Origin of the sequence: Roseburia sp. TF10-5 (assembly GCF_003462365.1) — a bacterium.
Taxonomy (GTDB): domain Bacteria; phylum Bacillota; class Clostridia; order Lachnospirales; family Lachnospiraceae; genus Roseburia; species Roseburia faecis.
In genome coordinates this window covers 72,517-91,629 of record NZ_QTYW01000004.1, presented here as the reverse complement: position 1 = coordinate 91,629, position 19,113 = coordinate 72,517, and the positions used below count along the sequence as shown (strand labels likewise).

Below are 19,113 nucleotides of genomic sequence, written 5' to 3'. Positions count from 1 at the left end.
AAATGCTTCCTGTTTTGTTTAGATACCGTATTTATTTACATCATCCTCTGTGATGGTTGTTGCATCAAAACCTTTCTCATCCATGATGATGGTCTTCTCTGTGATTTCCTCATTGTTCTGTAATTTCTGGATAACATCGGCAATGTAAGAAGCCTGGAATGGATTACACTGTCCATCATAGTTCCAGTTCTGATCTAACAGTTCCTGTAATGCCCACTTGTTGCAGTCAAATCCCATAACGACAACGTCTTTGCCAACACCGTGAGAAATATTTGCTTTGTCAAGAGCGGCAACAGCACCCTTTGCCATATCATCGTTCTCTGCATAGATAACGTTGAATTTCTCTCCACTGTCGATAACGGACTGTACGATCTGCTGTGCTTTTTCTGCATTCCACTCTGCAGTCTGCTCATTTACAATGTTCCATCCTTCAGCTGCTGCTGTATCTGTTAATGCTCCGGATCTTCCTTTCTGTGCTGCAGATCCCATAACACCCTGAATGTGAATGATGTTATACTCATCAAGATTCTGTGCCTTTAACCAGTCACATGCAGTCTGTCCTTCTTTATCCATATCAGATACGATTGATGCTGCATACAGGCTTTCATCTGCATCGATAACACGGTCAAAAAGAATTACCTGTGTTCCTGCATCCTGTGCATCCTTTAATACGGAATCCCATCCGGATGTGTCTGCTGCGGAAAGAAGTAAGTAATCCACACCATCCTGAATGAATTTCTGTGCTGCTGTAATCTGTTCATCGTTCTTTAAGCTGTATGCAAATGATGCATCGTAACCGTTTTCTTTTGTAAACATGTTCTTCATGTCTTTATCGTTTGCGGTACGATATCCGGACTCGTTTGGATCATTGTTAATGATTCCGACCTTAATCAGATCTCCGCTCGAACCACTGCCGGCTGCTGATGTATCTCCGGCTCCGTCCTTTGTATCGGTAGCCCCGCAGGCTGCCAGTCCAAGTACCATCATTGTTGCTGTCAACATTGCTAAGATTCTTTTTTTCATACCCTTTTACCTCCCAATATGAAATCTTTTGTTTGCTTGTGCATTTACTATACCATTCGTATTTTTCTGTTTCAATCCGATTTATGCCTGTTTTAAACGGTTTGTAATATGTTTACAATACATATTTTATATGATATCATCTAAAAAGAATACAAATTTATTTTTATGTGGAAAGATCTTTGATTTGAGGTGGAAAATCTTTTGATTTATGGTATTTTCTGTAATTTCTGATGAGATTCTGTCTGAAATCTTATTGGTGAAAACGATAAATTTCTCTGGAAAAGTGGATTGTTTTTGAAAAAGGTAAAATTTTCTTTGATAAAAAAAATAATTACACGCCTGTTTCCATCAAAGAAAGGAAAAATTTTATGGCAATCAAATATAAATGGCTGGCAGGACGTCTGCGCGAACAATTACCGGATTATACAGCCAATGGAATTCACCGGCTTCCAACCGAAGCTGCCATCAGCCAGCGCTATAAAGTGAGCCGCCAGACCGTGCGGCAGGCACTGTCCGTTCTGGAACAGGAGGGATTAATCGAAAAAAGGCAGGGAAGCGGGTCCTATATCACGGGACGCAGCCGCGGAGAGGACCGGATCGACCTTCTGCTCTCCAGTGACTCTGCTTATTTGTATCCGATGCTTTTGCATGACATCAAAAAAACACTTGCAGCACAGGGCTTTTCCACGACTGTACACATCACGGAAAACACCTTTTCCACAGAACATACTCTTTTACAGAAGATTCTCCACCAGCCGCCACGCGCCCTGCTTGTGGAAGGTGTAAAAACCGCGCGCACGAACCCGAATCTGGATCTGTACCGTAAACTGCAGAAAAAGAAATGCCCTGTTCTCTTTTTACAGGAATCCTATCCGGAACTGACCAATTGTCCATGCGTCACCATGGATGACTTTGGCGGTGGCATTTTGCTCACCCGGCATCTGCTCGCCACCGGCCATACCCGCATCGGTGCGATCTTTCCTGCGGATATGCGTTCCGGACTTTTGCGCTGCCAGGGGATGCTGCATGCCCTGCGGGACACAGATGCACTTCCGGAAGATTCCCTGATATGCTGGTATTTTTCCGATGATCCGGACTATGGCATACAAAAAGCGATGCAGAAACTCATTTCTTCCTGCACCGCTATTGTCTGTTATAATGATACCATTGCCTATGCACTTTGCCGTGCTGTCTCAGACCTGCCACAGCCACCGGAGATTACGGTTGCCTCCTTTGACCACAGCTACCTGTGCCACTTTGGACACACAGAGTTTCTCTCCCTGACCCCGGCCGAAGCGCCTGGCAGCCGCGCCGCCGGGGTTCTCCTCCACCAGCTGCAGGGGATTTTAGTCTCTTCCACAGAAATTTCCTGGAAACTTTAAATACCGCTGCGGTATTCACGCGGACTGCACCCCTGCGTCTTTTTAAATACAAAACTGAAATAATGAGGATCTTTGTACCCCACCTGTGCGGCAATTTCCGATGTCGGAAGTTCCGTACTTTTCAGTAGCTTTTTTGCCTTTTCCATACGTTTTTCCGAAATATATTCGGTAAATGTCTTCTGCATATTCTGACTGAAGACAGAACTTAAATAATTAGCGCCCACCTGTACCTCGCACGCAACGGTACCCAGCGATAAATTCTCACTCGTGTAATGCTCATCAATATAAGCAAGTGCTTTTTTTAACGTTTTACTGCTCAGATTGGTGTTCTGTTCATCACGCAGATCGATTGCCGTCTGTAAAATACTCAGGAAATATTCAAATACCTCGTCCTGCTGCGCATGCACATTGGTTCCGTATTTGCCGATATGCGCCAGAAATTCTTCTTTTGTCACACCGTTTCGCTCCATAAACGCAATCGCCGTAAACCGGATATTAAGCACAACATAGTCACGGAATATCACGGAATGTATTACCTCGGATATGCTCTGCAGATAAGACTCTACAAAGTTGTATACTTCTTTGCTGCTTCCTTTTGCCAGAAATTCCGAGATAATTTCCGGTGACATTTTTGTTGCATCTACTTCCGCAATCTGCGTGTCATCCTGCGCCGGCAGATAACTTTTTAATGTCTCTTCCGAAAGTACATGCATTTGCGGATACAAAAAACGATATGCACCATAATGATTTACACGATCATAACACTCTTTCAGCATCGACAGCCGTTCCACAGGTGTTCCCACAACAACATACCAGTCTGCATTGGCGTTTTGTGACTCGCAGTTCATCTGGATCTGTGCAATCGCCCGCTGTGTATAATCTTCCATTTCCTCCGCATCGCATTTGACTAAAACCCCATAACAGTTGACGTTCCAGCGAAACAGGATATATTGCGGAAAACGCAGAAAATACTGCAGAATTTCTTCCTGCAGGTGCACAAAAGTATTCATCTCCCGCTCGGAACCATTCTCTTTTTCCTGCTGCACGTACAAAAACAGCAGATTGTAACACGATGCTGACAGATCCAGCGACCATTTGGCAGCTTCATCATAAATTTCTGTTACACAAAGCTCGCCTTCTAACACCTGCTCAAAGAAATGCCTTATGGAAAACTGCTCATATTCGTGCATTTCGTTTGCCAGTTTGCTCTGAAAATCTTCCTGCTCCTGCTCTGCCTCGATTTTTTCTTTTAATTCCTGCAGCACCTTGCGCAGACTCATTCTCGTAACCGGTTTCAGAATATACTGATCCACGCCAATGGAAATTGCTTCTCTCGCATATTCAAAATCATCATAACCGCTGATAATGAGTATCTTTGTCTTCGGGAATTCCTCCCGCACAATCCGGCTGAGTGACAGCCCGTCCATAAACGGCATCTTAATATCGGTAATCAGTACATCCGGACGTGTCTTTCGAATCAGCGGCAGTGCAACTTCACCGTCTGCTGCCTCCCCGACAAACCGATACCCATACTGTTCCCAGGGAATCCGGTCCCGCAGCCCCTCACGGATAACGGTCTCATCTTCCACCAAAAATACTTTTAACATTTGTTTTATCCCCTTTAATACACTCTGTCTCCCAAAACAGAAAGCACATTTTTTTGTGTATACACTTTTTCTTCTACATAATTAATTTTGTCTACCGGCTCACCGTCTCCCAGCCGGTTGATAATTTCCTGTATGTATGTTCCCTGCAACGGATTACATTCAATATCCACATTGATCACGCCGGACTTTACTTTTTCAAGTGCACTCCTCGTTCCGTCAAAAGAAATCAGCGTAATATCGCCTCCCGTCCCGGTCGTCTTTCCGGCCGCACGAATTGCCTCGATTGCACCAAACGTCATATCATCATTCTGCGATACAACCACATCAATATCTTTATATTTCTGCAGATATTTTTCCATCACTTCTCTGCCTTTTGCCGTGGTAAAATCAGCATCGTCGGAATCCAGAATTTCCCAGTTCGGATGCGTCTTTGCAATCTCTGCAAACCCTTTTGTGCGCCCTAACGTTGCAGATGCATTAGAAGTCCCCCGCAGTACCACGATATGTACCGTTTCCTTTTGATCAAATTTCTTCCCCTTCAGGTCTTCCTCCAGCCAGCGCGCGGCATTTCTTCCTTCTTCCGTAAAATCGGAACCGACCCACGCCGTATACAGCGATGGATCACAGCTGACATTCCGATCCATGACAATCACCGGAATATCAGCCTCTTTTGCTTCCTGCAGCACGGTTTCCCAGCCATCCTCCACAATGGGTGAAAAGACAATATAATCCACACGCTGCGAAATATAACTGCGAATTGCTTTAATCTGGTTTTCCTGTTTTTGCCTAGCATTGTTAAACAGTAAAAAATAACCGTTTTCTTTGCACAGTGCCTGTTGGATGGATGCCGAATTTGCGGTACGCCACATGGACTCGCTGCCAAGCTGTGACACCCCTACCACAATTTGATTCTGACTGGGAATCTCCTGCTCTGCCGTACTTTGAATATCTATCATTTTTCCACAACCTGCCAGAAAAAGCACCAGCATCAAACACCCGATGACCGGTATCCATCTGCCTTTCTTTTTCATGTTATCGCCTCCCCTGTTACGTTGTGCACCGCCGGAATCACGATCGTCACCTGCGTCCCTTCCCCCGGTCTGGATGCAATCTTTACCCCATATTCCGCGCCAAAATACATGTGCAGGCGTTCATTGACGTTTGCGAGTCCAAAGCCACGATCCGTCTGTTTGCATGGCTTTTCAATCTCTTTTTGCAAATCCTGCAGATCGGCTTCCTCCATCCCCACGCCGTCATCTGTCACCGTCAATATCAGCAGATCCTGTTTCTTTTCTCCACGGATACAGATCTGTCCTTTGGAGCGCTTGCATTTGATCCCATGATACAGTGCATTTTCTACGATTGGCTGCAATGTCATTTTAGGAATCTGATAGCCATAGAGCTCCGGATCTATTAAAATATGATATTCCATAATATCATGATAACGGGTCTCCTGAATCTGCAAATAACTCCTGACATGCTGTTCCTCCATGCGGATACTGATAAATTCCTGACCATGACTGAGTACAAGTCTGAAAAAATCAGACAGGGTAACAACCATTTCCGTTGCTTGTTCTGTCTCGTTACACTCAATCAGCCACACAATCGTATCCAGTGTGTTGTATAAAAAATGGGGATTAATCTGCTCCTGCAGCAGACGTAAATCTGCCTTCCGCATTTTCTGTTCATCCTCACGCACCTTATTCACCAGAATCTGTATATTTTCCGCCATATCGTTAAATCCGTGTGCAAGCACCGCCACTTCATCGTGCGATTTTACGTGTGTCCGCACAGCAAAATTTCCCTCCGAAATCTCTCCGGTCGCATTGTAAAGCTGTCTCAGCGGGCGTAATATTCCGGACGTAACAAAAAAACCTGCGCCCCCGACAACAATCCCCAGTGCCGCAAGAACTACAGCAAACACAATAACAAATGTGTGGATCTGCTGGTTTAAGGTGTTTGTCACAGCCTCCATGTAATTTGTCTGATAATAAATATAGTACTGAATGTCCTCCTGAATCAGTTCTGTCAGGATATAGATATTGTCATCCAGCTGCCGGATGTTCTCATCGTAGCGATCACCCTTTTTGACATTTTCTGCAATATCATCCACACGGTTTTTGAGTGTATCTACATTGCGCAGCAGACTATCCAGCCACATACGGCTTTCATAATCACTCGTCACATCCCGCAAACCGGTACAGCTCTTCTTCAGGTTCCGGATAAGCACATACGGGTCTTTAAGCGTCTCATCATTTGCAATGTTGTCCATCGAAACATATCCCACAACGACTTTGTAAAGACTTTCATCCATCTGTTCTTTGAATTGAATATTGTAGGTGTTTGCAATGGTAAGACGATCCACAATCTCATGATATGTCTGGTTGTAATTAGCTATGGAAATTAACAGATATACTGCAATCAGCAGAAATGGCAACATTGATACAGACAGCAATAACAGCAGCTTGCTCCGAATGGAAAACGCTACCTTCTTCGTTCTTCTTTTCTTTTTCATACCCCACCTTTATTTTGATATACCTCTCCCTGTCTCCTTGTTGATTATATACCCAATTATGCAAAAGGTCAAAACCCGTCTGCCTGGCTATTGACTTTTGTTTTTGCCCGGGATTATAATCGTGTTTGCCAGTAAACAGGATAAAAAGAAGGTTTTATAACTATGAAAATAAAGCAGAAAAATACAATTGATATGACCCACGGAACACTGTGGAATAAATTACTGATTTTTGCTCTGCCTCTGGCTGCCAGCAGCATCTTACAGCAATTATTTAATTCTGTGGATACCGCAGTAGTCGGCCGTTTTGCAAGCAGCCGTGCATTGGCGGCCGTGGGAAGCAACAGTTCGCTCATCGCACTGATGATTAATCTGTTCATCGGAATTTCGCTCGGTTCCAACGTAATTATTTCCCGCTACATCGGACAGAAAGCCGAAGAACATGTAAAAGCGGCAATTCACACCGCCATCGTTGTCGCTTTATGCAGCGGCATTTTCGTGCTTGTACTGGGGCAGTTCATTGCCAGACCGGTACTGACACTGATGGGAACTCCAAAAGATGTTATCGATCTGGCAGTTTTATATCTGCGGATCTATTTTCTCGGCATGCCATTTATCATGCTTTATGATTTTAGTTCCTCAATCCTGCGCAGCATCGGTGACAGCCGCCGCCCGCTGTATGCCCTGATTGTCGCCGGAATCATCAATACCGGACTGAACCTGATTCTTGTCATTGTATTTCATCTGGGAGTATCCGGTGTCGCAATTGCCACCGTTGTTTCTAATATTGTAAGTTCCGGTATTCTGTTTTATATTTTACTGCATGAACAGGAACCAATCCGTGTCAGCCTCTGTGGCTTGTCCATTGACTGGGGCGAACTGAAAAAAATCCTGATCATTGGCGTTCCTGCCGGCCTGCAGGGCATGGTCTTTTCCCTTGCCAACGTCTGCATCCAGAGTATGATTAACAGTTTTGGATCAAACGCTATCGCAGGATCTGCAGCTGCACTGAACTTTGAATTTTTTGCGTATTTTATGGTAAACGCATTTGCCCAGACTACCGTTACTTTTACGAGCCAGAATTACGGTGCCGGAGATTTTCAGCGGTGCAAAAAAGTATACCGTCTCTGCATGATTTTTTCCGTGATATTCTGCGGCCTGTTATCCGGTGTTTTTGTACTCGGCCGGGACTTTTTCGTTCGCCTGTACACAACCGATCCGAATGTCCTGACTTTTGCCGTACAACGCCTTCTGATCGTCACCACACTGGAACTTCTGACCTCCACTTACGAGATCAGCGGCGGTGCCATGCGTGGCTTTGGCCATTCCCTGACACCGGCTCTGATCACCGTGGTCGGCTCCTGCGTGCTGCGCCTCATCTGGATCAACACTGTCTGCCGTGCCGTACATGAATTCTGGGTTGTTATGATTATCTATCCGATTTCCTGGGTACTGACCGGTACAGTTATGATCACGGCATATCTGCTTCTGCGGCGGAAACTGATGCGTTAAGCATCGGAACGGGCAAATGCATTCTTCATCTGTCCACACAGTTCAAACAGAACTTTATCAAGTGTATCGGCGGCTTCTTTTTTTACCATATCTGCCACCGCATTGTTTGCTTCTGTCTTAAGTGCCATGCGCTTTCCTGCGTCGGTTTCTTTTTCCAGCAGCTTATCATAATGATTGATAATCTCATGTCCTTTAGACAGCACTTTCTCCTGATACCGCTCGACATGGAACACCGATTTCTTATAAGAGGCATCTGCCATCGCACCAATCATCCGGCTTACCCAGTAAAAATTATCTGTAGAAACTTCTGCTGTCGTATTGGCCACATATTCCGGAGTTTTCTCCACCTGTGCATAAAACGGCACCATGGCATTAAAGGCATTGGAACCATACGCAACCCATTCCAGTACATTGGCATCCTCTCCATGCTCCGGGCGGATATGTACCAGACCAACAAAATCATTGCGGTTGATACCGATGGAACGATACATGCCACGCTGCCCCGGATCTCCATACGCTCCATATGGATCGTAAGGCGTTCCCTGATAATGCGAGGAAAGCACATATTTCACATCTTCCACCGTAATCTTGCGCTCCGGTACCAGTGTCCATGGCAGATCATCGGACTCCGGTGTAAAATCCGCATCCGGTCCATCCCAGTTGTATGTGTGTGGATTCAGGCAGCGCAGCATATACCACGCACGCGGTGTATTGTACACATGATCTGCATCGTCATGGCTGCCAAAAGCTTCGCGCGGATTCAGAGTGCCATCCATGGATAGATTCAAGTGATGATCCGAAATAAACTCCCGCATATCTGCGGAACACATATGATTTTCCTGCATGGTAAATGCATCATCCAGATCAAATGCATCAATTCCAAGCTGATTTGGCATAACCACATACGCATCATCCGGCACACGGCGTGCAATCCAATGATGTCCGCCAATGGTCTCCATCCACCAGATTTCATTCTGATCGGAAAAGGCAATTCCATTCATTTCATAAGTGCCATAGGTTTCCAGAAGTTCTCCCAGCCGCTGAACACCCTCTCTTGCATTGTAGATATAAGGAAGTACTAACGATACAATATCTTCCTCTCCAATGCCGTTTTCCACCAGCGGATCTGCACCGAGTACACGTGGATTGGATGTGATTGTCTCGGTTGCCGTCATTCCGGTCCGTGCTTCATTGACTCCGCATGCACCCCAGATTCCTTTCCCTTCCACTGCATTTGGCATAGCCGTATAGCGAAGCGGATTTTCTGGAAGCGGAATTTCTACAGAAGAAAGTACCGCTTTGTATACACGTGGCTGCTCCTTTGGCTGCACCACAATCATTTTCTTTGGCGTAAAGTGATCATTTCCACCCGCATCATCATTTCTCGCAATCATGGTTGAACCATCATAGGTTGCATTTTTTCCTACTAATATCGTTGTACAAGGCATATTTTTTATCTCCTTTTTTCGTTATCACAATCCGGCGTTTGTCCTTCTACCTTAATTTTTGTGTCCGGGCATCGCTTCGACCGTAATGTCTTCCTTTCGTTTCACCTCAAATACCGGAATCCACGCGGTCTCCGTAACCGGGGCATAATGCAGATTTCCGGTTGTCAGACGGTTCTGCTTCTCTGGTTTCAATTTTCCCATAAGAAAAAATGAAATCGCCCCACTCACTTCGCTTTGGGAACCGTCCGGATTCTTTTTATAAATTTTTTCTGCCGGGGAATCGTCCTCGAGAGAAACGGCCGGATCATCGGGTGTCAGTTTGTAGCGCATGCTCTGCGCAAAACGTGGGTAACACATATCATTGTCCGGCATCCGTTCTGCCGGTATTTCTTCCTCTGCTATTTCCAGCACATCCAGCCGGTAGGTCTGCCCTGTGACCGGATGTGAAAAACGGATCTGATCGCCTGTGCGAAGAATAAAACTTTCTTCTCCATAGATTCTTTTTTCTTCTGCCTGCAATGTCAGCACAAGGTTTTGTATCTTACTGGCAGTTACCGGCTGCTTCCACATAAAATGAAAACGCCCGATCCACCAGAGGTATGCAGGGTCTAAACCATAATGCTGCCTGCAGGCTTCTGCCTCCGGATCCTGTTCCCATTCCAGCTTTTCCAGAATGTCTGACGGATACCAGCCCATCCCCATGGTTCCGTCACTTTGCAGTTCCTCCCCATTACAGGTAAGCAACACTGCCGGGCATTCACCAAGTGGGGATTCTTCCTCAATCTGCGACAGCTGCCGATCCGTAAGCCGGTCTTCGTCCGCCTCTTTCCATTTCTCATAAAACGCAAGGTACTGTTTTGATGCCACCTGCTTTGCCAGTTCCAGTACCAGCCCCTGTGGACAGGCAAAAACCGACAATGCTTTCCATCGTTCACTCTGGGAATTTTTATTTTCCCACACAATATCCTTTTGCAAAGGAATCTCTGCACCAGGTTCTTCTTGGGCCAGTTCTTCATAATTTTCATAATAAACGCGATACTCTTCTCTCATGGCAGTTCTGCCCTATCTGATATAGAATACGCGGTTTTCTTTTCTTGGAATAACATCCGGATAATCCCCGTCCACATAGCCGAGCGCACAGTGTCCGATTCCCTCATATTCATCCTCAATCCCAAGGGATGCAAGCAGTTCCCTGCCCCAGCTGCTTTCAAATTCCTCTTTCGCGCGGTGAATCCAGCAGCTGCCGATTCCCAGATCATGGGCTGCAAGCATGAGGTTTCCCATCACAAGACTGCCGTCATAGACATGTGTCGGCCAGTCTTTTTTTCCTAAAACGATGAGCATTGCCGGTGCGCCGTAAAACGGATCACCCTCACTTCCCATGATTTCTGCATTTTTCTTTGCGATTTCATCGCGCTTCTCTTTGTTTGTCACCTGAATGATGATGACATTCTGTGCGCCTCTGCCGTTTGCCGCATAGGTTCCCGCTTCAATGATCTGGTCTAAAATTTCCTGTGGGATGGCATCCGGTTTGAATTTTCGGATGCTTCTTCTGGTTTTCATTTCTTCTAATACGTTGCTCATTTTGGTTTCCTCCTGTCAGTCTTCTTTTGTTAATTGCTCAATCACACACGTATGTGTTTTTGTCTCTCTGTTGTAGTTGATTCCGGCAAGGAGCAGATTTCCCCGATACTCCTTTAAGGCATCTGTATAGTGCCGGTCTTTGATCTGCGCAATGGCTCCCTGTGCGGATTTTTCCCATTTCAGTTCAATCACAACCGCCGGTTTGTCTGCATGCATTTTTCTTGGAATAAAACACAGATCCGCGAACCCTTTTCCGGTCGGAAATTCCCTTATGATCGTGTAGTATTCCCGTGCAAAATAAAACGCCAGATTGATCGTACATGCCAGCGAATTTTCATTGTTGTACTGCAAAATGGAAATCTCACGATGCGCTTTATCAATGCCTGCTGCCACTGCCTCTTCGTCCTGCATCCATAACGCTTCCAGCAGATTTTTCGACGCTTCGACAGAATCAATCACCTCATGCCAGTCCATGGTACTGATTGCATTTACATATTCCTGTGACACTTCTTTGTTTGGAATCGACACCGTTTTGTCCATCCAGTGATAACTCAGATAACCCAGATGAACCAGGAGTGTCAGAACATCATCCCGGTTCTGGAATGTTGTCATATCATTGGAAAATGTCCCTGTATTGATTTCCACACGATCCCCGGCAAGCATCCGCACAATGGCATCTTTTAACCCGTCAAAATTCATCTGGATATAAATTTTTAATGCCTCATATGTTTCGGTCTGATTCCAGTAATTATCATACAGACCGCTTAACATTGCATCGACCACTGATTTCGGGCTGTACATGGAATAGATTTTGGGGTTTTCTCCGTCCATTGCGACAAGTTCATAGCCATCATACCACGCCTGCGCTTCTTCAAAATTGCGCTTGTATGTTGCGCACAATGCGTGCACTTCCTCTTCGGTAAAACCGAAAAACTCCGCCATCTCGCGTGGATTGGTCATGGAATATTCCGTAAACATGTTGAGTGCCGAATGCGAACCGTATTTTTTTATCGGTAAAATTCCGGTCATGTAGGCAAGTGCCACATATTCCTGATCTTTCATCCATACCCGCAGAAAATCCAGATATTTTTTTTGCGCCTCTTTATCCTGCTTGTACTCGCGGAACAGACAGTCCCATTCGTCGATCAGTATGATAAACGGGCACTTCGTATGTGCATATACGTCTTTCATCGCAAACACCAGACTGTCTTCTCCATCCATGACATAATCAGGATATCCTCTTTTCAGATCTGCAATCATGCGTTTTTGAAAAACCGCAAGCATTTCATCCATACTGTGCGTCATGCTTAAAAATTCCTGCATATTCACTTTCAGCACATCATATTGATTCCGGTATTTCTGATAAGTCTCTGCCTTTGCAATCTGCAGAGTATCAAACAACCGCGCCGTATCGACGCTCTGATCGTAATATGCTGCCAGCATATCCGTCGCCATAGATTTTCCAAATCGCCGCGGACGGCTGACACAAATATATTTCTGCCGTGTGTCAACAACCGCATTAACTTTTTCGATTAACCCAGTTTTATCTACATAAATTGCGGAATTTAAGCTCTCCTCAAAGCCTTTGCAGCCCGGATTCAGATAACTTCCCATGCCTGACACCTCCGTAATGTCATTCGTAACCATCCACCATTTTACCAACAAACCGTTACGACCAGATTCCTGTCTCTAGCATACCACAATCTCTTTGATTTTAATATATACTAATTTGTGCTATACTAAGTGCCAGTAATACATATTAAGAAAGAACTGATACACATGAAACGAATTGATTTTGAACACGGGTCCATCCCAAGCAACATCTTAAACGCAGCGATTCCCATGCTGGTGGCGCAGCTTTTAAGCCTGCTTTACAACATCATAGACCGCATTTATATAGCAAGAATCCCGCATATCGGCACAACCGCTCTCGGCGCGGTCGGCTTATGTTTTCCGATTATTGTGATCATCACGGCTTTCAGCAACCTGTTCGGCAGCGGCGGTGCTCCGCTTTTTTCCATCCGGCGAGGGGAAAATAATTCCCGGAAAGCTTCCGAAATTATGAATACCTCCTATACGATGGTCTGCGGCGGCGCAATTGTTTTAATGGTCATTGGATTTTTGTTTGCGCGCCCAATCCTGCGTCTGTTCGGCGCTTCCGAGTCTGCTCTGGTTTATGCATACCCGTACCTGATGATCTATCTAGTCGGCACACTTCCGTCCATGATATCCACCGGTATGAATTCGTTTATCAACGCGCAGGGATATGCCATGACCGGCATGACATCCGTTGCCATCGGCGCGGTGGCAAACTGCATTCTCGATCCGGTTTTCATCTTCGTCTTTTCGCTTGGAATCCGGGGTGCTGCAATTGCAACCGTGATTTCCCAGACACTCTCCGCCGCATTTGTCCTCTATTTTCTGAAAAAACGATCGGAGCTTAACGTACGGTTTCTGACCAGAAGCGAACTCTCCCGGTGCACGGAAACTGCCAAAAACATCATAAGCCTCGGAACCGCAGGATTTATTATGCAGCTTACCAACAGTCTGGTCAGCATCTGCTGCAACAATGTGCTCTCCGTGACCGGAGGCGATATCTATATCTCCGTGATGACAATCATCTCCAGCGTCCGGCAGCTTGTCGAGACACCAATTTATGCCATGAATGAGGGAAGTTCCCCGATTTTAAGCTACAATTACGGGGCACGCCGCCCGAAGCGTGTAAAACAGGCAATTGGTACAATGGCGGTTATGATCTTTGTGTATACCGCCGCCATGTGGTCGGTCATTATCGTTGCACCTCATTTCCTGATCGGGATTTTCAGTTCCGACAGCGAGCTGATCAAAGACGCGGTTCCTGCCTTAAAACTTTATTTTGCCGCATTTATTTTCATGGATCTGCAATACATCGGACAGACCACGTTTAAATCATTAAATAAAAAGAAGCAGGCGATTTTTTTCTCCCTGCTTCGTAAGGTATTTATTGTTGTGCCGCTGACCTACCTGCTCCCATATGCACTTGGCATGGGAACAAGAGGTGTGTTTATGGCGGAACCGGTCTCAAATGTGATCGGTGGAAGCCTGTGCTTTCTCACGATGCTTGCCACCGTGATTCCGGAATTAAATCATATGGAAAAACAAAAATAAGTTAATCTTCCATACCTGCGCGCAGCGCTGCTTCTTTTGCTTTTACGTCGGAAAGGAAATGCTCTTTTGCAAAGCCCATATCCTGCACCAGCTCCATGGTCCCGAGATATGTGCCTGTGGCATCCCGTACCGCCATATAGGTAACCAGCATGGTTTTTCCGTTTTTCTCCATCCAGATCGGCACTTTGTCGAGCGTCCCCTTCCGGAATTCCCCGATAATGTGCCGCACCTGCTGCTCCACTTTCGGGGGATGGCAGGAAAATACCTCGCGGTCGATCGCCATGCCCGGACGCTTGAAATCCTTTGGTCCTTCATTGAAAAAGCGGTTGATATTGTCCTCATCGACAAATGTGATCTCCATCGGAATCGTGTTGAGCATTGCGGTAAGCTGCGCAACGGTCAGGTGCCCGCCCGGCATGATGATTTCTCCATTTCTTACATCTTTACTGCAATTTTCTGTATGCAGATACTTCTCTGCCGCCTCCCAGGTCGCATTTTCCACACCAAAGCAGACCGGATAATCTTTCGAATCGCGGTAAATTCCAAACCACTCTTCCTCCGTGAAATTCAGGGCACAGTTCGGGAAGAAAATATTGGCTTCCTTGTAGATCATATCCTCCACGCGCTGCAACACAATGCGAAAACGTTCCAGCCAGTGATCTTCCGTCTTTTGAACCGGCAGCTGCTTTGCCAGTGCCGCCAGTTCATCCCTGATCTCATCATCGGTTGTCCACATCACATCCGACGGGCCGCTGATCCCGTATTTTACTTTCAGATGCGGATACAGAAGATCCCCTTTCTTTGCATAATGGATCGCAACTTCCCGCAGCTTTCCAAACCGCTCCGGTGAAAGGGTATTGGTTTCCTCTATTTCGTTCCTGCATTCCCGGATGACATTTTCCAACACTTCATTTTCGCGGGTAAACGTCTGCAGCGGATGTCCGGTGATTCCGGTTAAAGCCGCGGTAGCCGCCAGCTTTTTCTCTTTTACCGATGCCGCAACCGCTTTTTCCGCGTTAGCTATTTTTTCCTCACTCGTTGCACCGCGGAACAGTGCCGCATGGACATCACACAATTTCTGCACGGTCTCAAGTGGTGTGCCGCCCTGCAGAAGTTCCTGCTCCGCCTGCATGATCTCTGCCGGATCAACCTCTTTAAATTCTTTTGCGAAATCCGCCCTTACTTTTTCCAATTCTTCCCCGGCGCTCAGCCGCTCGAGATATGTTTTGATCTGTTCTACCCGTGTGTTGTGTTCCATGATTTTATCCTTTCCCATTTATATAGACTCTCTTACAAACAGTTTTTTCATTCTTCCGTTACACTATACACAAAAATGGGAAAAGAATATGTTGTTGCAACCACATTTTATTTTTTCACTGCAATATTTTTATGTCTCGCTTTTAATCAATTGAAATACAAATTTCTGGGAACTGCTGCCTGACTTTGGTGCATAAATCAGATGTTCTGTACTGATTGATTTAAGGTACGTTCCTTATTGGAACTTTCCTGACCTACGTACCTATTATATCAGTTTCAGACCGGTTTGGGTTTCGTACGACATGAAAGATATAGGCTTTGCCCGACTCCTGCAGCGGTTCACATCATTTACCACATCGCGTGCAGCACTTCTCCCTCTTTTATATTATTTGACGCACGTCAAATATAACTTCTAATATCATTTGACGCGTGTCAAATAATATGCATACTTCTTTTATTCACCAGTTCCACTCCGCTGTTTTCATGTTATAATGAAGCATGTCATCCGGCTCCGCCTGGTGACATGTAATACAACCATCAGATATCAGGAGGAGAGTATACATGAACGTTGTTATTGCCATCGATTCTTTTAAAGGAAGCATGACTTCCCTCGAAGCCGGGGAAAGTGCCTCTGCCGGAATCCGGCGCATATATCCGGATGCAGATATCGCCATCCGCCCACTTGCAGACGGTGGCGAAGGCACGGTGGACGCTTTGACGCTTGGCTGTGGCGGCACATGCACACAGGTATGCGTAACCGGGCCTCTTGAAAAACCGGTACTTTGCAGTTACGGCATTCTGGATGCTGGAAAAACTGCAGTCATAGAAATGTCCGGGGCTGCCGGAATTACACTCCTTTCCGAAACCGAACGGAATCCTTTGTATACAACGACCTACGGGGTTGGGGAAGTCATCAGAGACGCCATTACCAGAGGCTGCAGACATTTTATTATAGGAATCGGCGGAAGTGCTACAAACGATGGAGGAATCGGTATGCTGCAGGCACTGGGATTTGACCTGCTGGATCAGGAAGGGGTCCCGGTACGTCATGGTGCTCTGGGCTTAAGGGATCTGGCTGTGATTTCAGACTCCCATGTACTGCCGGAACTGAAAGAATGTACGTTTCGAATTGCCTGTGATGTAACAAATCCGCTCTGCGGTCCGCAGGGATGCAGTGCCGTTTTCGGTCCGCAAAAAGGCGCAGATTCTGCCATGATCCAGCAGATGGATCAGTGGCTTTCCTCCTATGCCGCACTCGCCGGAAAAAGCTTTCCGGAAACGAATCCCGCGCATGCAGGAGCCGGGGCTGCCGGTGGCCTTGGGTTTGCTTTTCTCACCTTTTTCCATGCCACTCTGGAATCCGGTGTAAACATCATTCTGGAAGAAACCCATCTTTCCGACTATATAAAAAATGCAGATATTGTCATCACCGGAGAAGGCTGTCTGGACGGTCAGACCGTCATGGGGAAAGCACCTGCCGGCGTTGCAAAGATTGCCAAAGAATTTCAAAAACCTGTGCTTGCATTTTCCGGCTGCGTGACGGAAGATGCAAAAGCCTGTCATGCAGCAGGAATTGATGCCTTTTTCCCGATTGTGCGGGGCGCAGTTTCGCTTGAAGAAGCCATGCAGACCGATCATGCAAAACAGAATATGACCGATACGGTGGAACAGGTATTTCGCATGCTTCGAACGTTTCAGAATACAAAATAATGAAGCAGATTGGTAAATTCCATAAACCAGTATAACACAAAATGAAACTGACATGGTGAACTGATTGAAATGCTTCTATATTTTTATTGGTTTAAAGGAGACACAACATGAATACCATTTACGCAGAATACAACATGTACCACAACAGCATTGACATTTATACAATATTTATTGTGTCAGGCACCATTGTTTTTTCATTCTCGGCATTGGAAGAACTTCTGCATATCTTCTGGTGAAAGAAGAACATTTCAGTTCCATTCCTCTGCCAGCAGGAAGTCACGAATATTGCGGTGTTTGATTCCATCTCGGCTCATATCCAGTTCGTCCATCGTTACAACGTATTTCGGGAAATTGTCACGAACACCGGCAAACGCCCCAAACTCACGCTGGATGGTTTCCTCCGAGGCAAGTAGATAGGAAACCTGAACATACAGCTTTTTCCCATGATCTTCACATACGAAGTCAATCTCCTTGTCAGAGACTTTCCCAACAGTCACAGAATAACCACGGCGCAGCAGCTCCATGTAGACAACATTTTCAAGGACAAGGTTAATGTCCTTCATGTTGCCACCGTACACGGCTTCCCGGACACCATGATCTGCAACATAGTATTTCTCGTTGACGGTCAGGATTTTCTTTCCCTGGAGGTCTTGGCGCTTCACCTGATAAAACAGGAATGCGTCCGTGCAGGCTTTGATGTAGTTCAGTACCGTTTCTGGTGAAACGGAGCGCCCTTCACTTTTCAGATACTTGGAAATGGCTGTGGAAGAAAAGGTAGTGCCGATGTTGGAAGTTATATAAGCAATAATTCTCTCCAGCATATCCACATCACGGATATTGTTTCGCTTGATAATATCTTTCAGCTCTACGGAGTTGAACAAGTCCCGCAAATACTGACGACTGGCGGCATCGTCGTAGCGAAGGTTGCTCAAATAGGGCATTCCTCCCAGCGTCAGATATTTTGTAAAGCATTGTCTTTCGTCTGCACCTTCGTAAACGGTGTGATACAGCTCCATAAACTCTCTGAATGAAAACGGGTAAATCACGAACTCCACATACCGTCCGGCAAGATAAGTGGCAAGCTCACCGGAAAGCAGCTTGGCGTTGGAACCGGTAATGTATATATCACAATCCAGCTCCACCCGGAAAGAGTTGATACATTTTTCCCAATCAGCCACCTCTTGGATTTCGTCGAAGAACAGATAAACCTTGCCGCTGATTTCTTTTGTTCTGCGAAGGATTTCATCATGCAATGCAACAGCCGTACAAAGGTGTGCATTGCTCATGTTCTCAAAATTCAGGGAAATAAACTGTTCTGGTTGGACCCCGTTTTGGGCAAGTTCCTCTTGGATCAGGTTCAGCATGACAGATTTTCCACTACGGCGAATCCCTGTCAGAACCTTTATCAGCTCATTTCCGATAAAAGGACGAATACGGCTCATATAAATTTCTCGTTTAATCATGTAGACCAGCCTCCCTTCTGAAACTGTCTATATGGTACCACGGCTATAACTGATTTTCAATACCGCAAATCAAGTTTTATCAGATATAATTGATAAAATACGAATTTCGACACAATCAGACAGTTATACCGAACGAAGTTGGGCTATGCGTTTTTATTGTGTCAGGCACCATTGTTTTCTGAATGTATATTTGGGTTGTCTTAATGGAACTGTGTCCTAAAATTTGTTGAACACAGCTTACATCTACACCTTCCTCAATTAAATAGGTATCCTCATTTCATAAAACCTCCATTGTCTTTATTATATAAACAACATACTATCGTTTTCAGTACTATTTTCAATAGAAAGTTCTTCCAAAATAAGGAAAGTCAAGGTGTGATACTTTCTAACAGAAATCTGCTAATTTTCTATACTCTATCAAATACAGAAAACCCTGTGAGAACATTTCTGATCCTACGCAGGGTTTTT

General features: G+C 45.6%; 16 protein-coding genes. 5 read left to right on the top strand and 11 right to left on the bottom strand.

Annotation, left to right across the window (positions count from 1 at the left end):
* Nucleotides 1–18: 18 nt before the first annotated feature.
* Nucleotides 19–1,023, bottom strand: a complete 1,005-nt coding sequence (locus DXD06_RS05655) for an ABC transporter substrate-binding protein (RefSeq protein ID WP_055260838.1) — start codon at nt 1,021–1,023, stop codon at nt 19–21.
* 368 nt (nt 1,024–1,391) lie between these two features.
* On the opposite strand from DXD06_RS05655, the gene DXD06_RS05650 reads away from it, so the two are divergent.
* Nucleotides 1,392–2,405: a GntR family transcriptional regulator gene (locus DXD06_RS05650; protein ID WP_117830969.1), complete on the top strand. Its 1,014-nt coding sequence runs from the start codon at nt 1,392–1,394 to the stop codon at nt 2,403–2,405.
* Here the strand turns inward: DXD06_RS05650 and DXD06_RS05645 are convergent.
* From DXD06_RS05645 to DXD06_RS05635, 3 genes are read right to left on the bottom strand one after another with little or no spacing between them, the layout of a single operon-like run.
* A complete protein-coding gene (locus DXD06_RS05645) occupies nt 2,402–4,012 on the bottom strand; it encodes a response regulator (protein ID WP_117830968.1) in 1,611 nt (536 codons plus the stop codon). The genes DXD06_RS05650 and DXD06_RS05645 overlap by 4 nt on opposite strands.
* Nucleotides 4,013–4,026: 14 nt before the next feature.
* Nucleotides 4,027–5,043, bottom strand: a complete 1,017-nt coding sequence (locus tag DXD06_RS05640) for an ABC transporter substrate-binding protein (protein ID WP_117830967.1) — start codon at nt 5,041–5,043, stop codon at nt 4,027–4,029.
* Nucleotides 5,040–6,527, bottom strand: coding sequence for a sensor histidine kinase (locus DXD06_RS05635; RefSeq protein ID WP_117830966.1), 1,488 nt, complete (start codon nt 6,525–6,527; stop codon nt 5,040–5,042). Before DXD06_RS05635 ends, DXD06_RS05640 begins: the two co-directional genes overlap by 4 nt.
* A gap of 162 nt (nt 6,528–6,689) precedes the next feature.
* Between DXD06_RS05635 and DXD06_RS05630 the strand changes: the two genes are divergently transcribed.
* Nucleotides 6,690–8,036, top strand: coding sequence for an MATE family efflux transporter (locus DXD06_RS05630; RefSeq protein WP_117830965.1), 1,347 nt, complete (start codon nt 6,690–6,692; stop codon nt 8,034–8,036).
* Here the strand turns inward: DXD06_RS05630 and DXD06_RS05625 are convergent.
* Genes DXD06_RS05625 through DXD06_RS05610 form a run of 4 tightly spaced genes read right to left on the bottom strand, consistent with a single transcriptional unit; the run spans nt 8,033 to nt 12,682 of the window.
* On the bottom strand, nt 8,033–9,484 hold the full coding sequence (locus DXD06_RS05625) for a C69 family dipeptidase (RefSeq protein WP_117830964.1): 1,452 nt from the start codon (nt 9,482–9,484) through the stop codon (nt 8,033–8,035). The two genes, DXD06_RS05630 and DXD06_RS05625, sit on opposite strands and share 4 nt — an antisense overlap.
* Before the next feature lie 51 nt (nt 9,485–9,535).
* Nucleotides 9,536–10,534 carry a hypothetical protein gene (locus DXD06_RS05620; RefSeq protein ID WP_117830963.1) on the bottom strand — a complete coding sequence of 333 codons (999 nt, stop codon included), beginning with the start codon at nt 10,532–10,534 and terminating at the stop codon, nt 9,536–9,538.
* Nucleotides 10,535–10,546: 12 nt separating this feature from the next.
* The gene (locus DXD06_RS05615; RefSeq protein WP_055260828.1) at nt 10,547–11,068 is read right to left on the bottom strand and encodes a nitroreductase; all 522 of its coding nucleotides are present in this window, start codon (nt 11,066–11,068) and stop codon (nt 10,547–10,549) included.
* 15 nt (nt 11,069–11,083) lie between these two features.
* Nucleotides 11,084–12,682 (bottom strand): AAA family ATPase, encoded by a 1,599-nt coding sequence (locus DXD06_RS05610; RefSeq protein ID WP_022044798.1) that lies wholly within the window; start codon nt 12,680–12,682, stop codon nt 11,084–11,086.
* A gap of 165 nt (nt 12,683–12,847) precedes the next feature.
* Between DXD06_RS05610 and DXD06_RS05605 the strand changes: the two genes are divergently transcribed.
* Nucleotides 12,848–14,215 (top strand): MATE family efflux transporter, encoded by a 1,368-nt coding sequence (locus DXD06_RS05605; protein WP_117830962.1) that lies wholly within the window; start codon nt 12,848–12,850, stop codon nt 14,213–14,215.
* A 1-nt stretch (nt 14,216) separates the two neighbouring features.
* On the opposite strand, the gene DXD06_RS05600 is transcribed toward DXD06_RS05605, so the two are convergent.
* Nucleotides 14,217–15,491, bottom strand: a complete 1,275-nt coding sequence (locus DXD06_RS05600; RefSeq protein ID WP_117830961.1) for a DUF438 domain-containing protein — start codon at nt 15,489–15,491, stop codon at nt 14,217–14,219.
* Nucleotides 15,492–16,033: 542 nt separating this feature from the next.
* Here DXD06_RS05600 and DXD06_RS05595 point away from each other — a divergent pair.
* Nucleotides 16,034–17,182: a glycerate kinase family protein gene (locus DXD06_RS05595; RefSeq protein WP_117830960.1), complete on the top strand. Its 1,149-nt coding sequence runs from the start codon at nt 16,034–16,036 to the stop codon at nt 17,180–17,182.
* Nucleotides 17,183–17,289: 107 nt separating this feature from the next.
* Complete coding sequence (locus DXD06_RS17700) at nt 17,290–17,418, top strand: hypothetical protein (RefSeq protein ID WP_278308192.1); 129 nt, start codon at nt 17,290–17,292, stop codon at nt 17,416–17,418.
* Between the two features lie 12 nt (nt 17,419–17,430).
* Here DXD06_RS17700 and DXD06_RS05590 read toward each other — a convergent pair whose 3' ends face one another.
* Nucleotides 17,431–18,645, bottom strand: coding sequence for an ATP-binding protein (locus tag DXD06_RS05590; RefSeq protein ID WP_055066850.1), 1,215 nt, complete (start codon nt 18,643–18,645; stop codon nt 17,431–17,433).
* 115 nt (nt 18,646–18,760) lie between these two features.
* A complete protein-coding gene (locus DXD06_RS17955) occupies nt 18,761–18,904 on the bottom strand; it encodes a tyrosine-type recombinase/integrase (protein ID WP_278308195.1) in 144 nt (47 codons plus the stop codon).
* Nucleotides 18,905–19,113 lie beyond the last annotated feature (209 nt).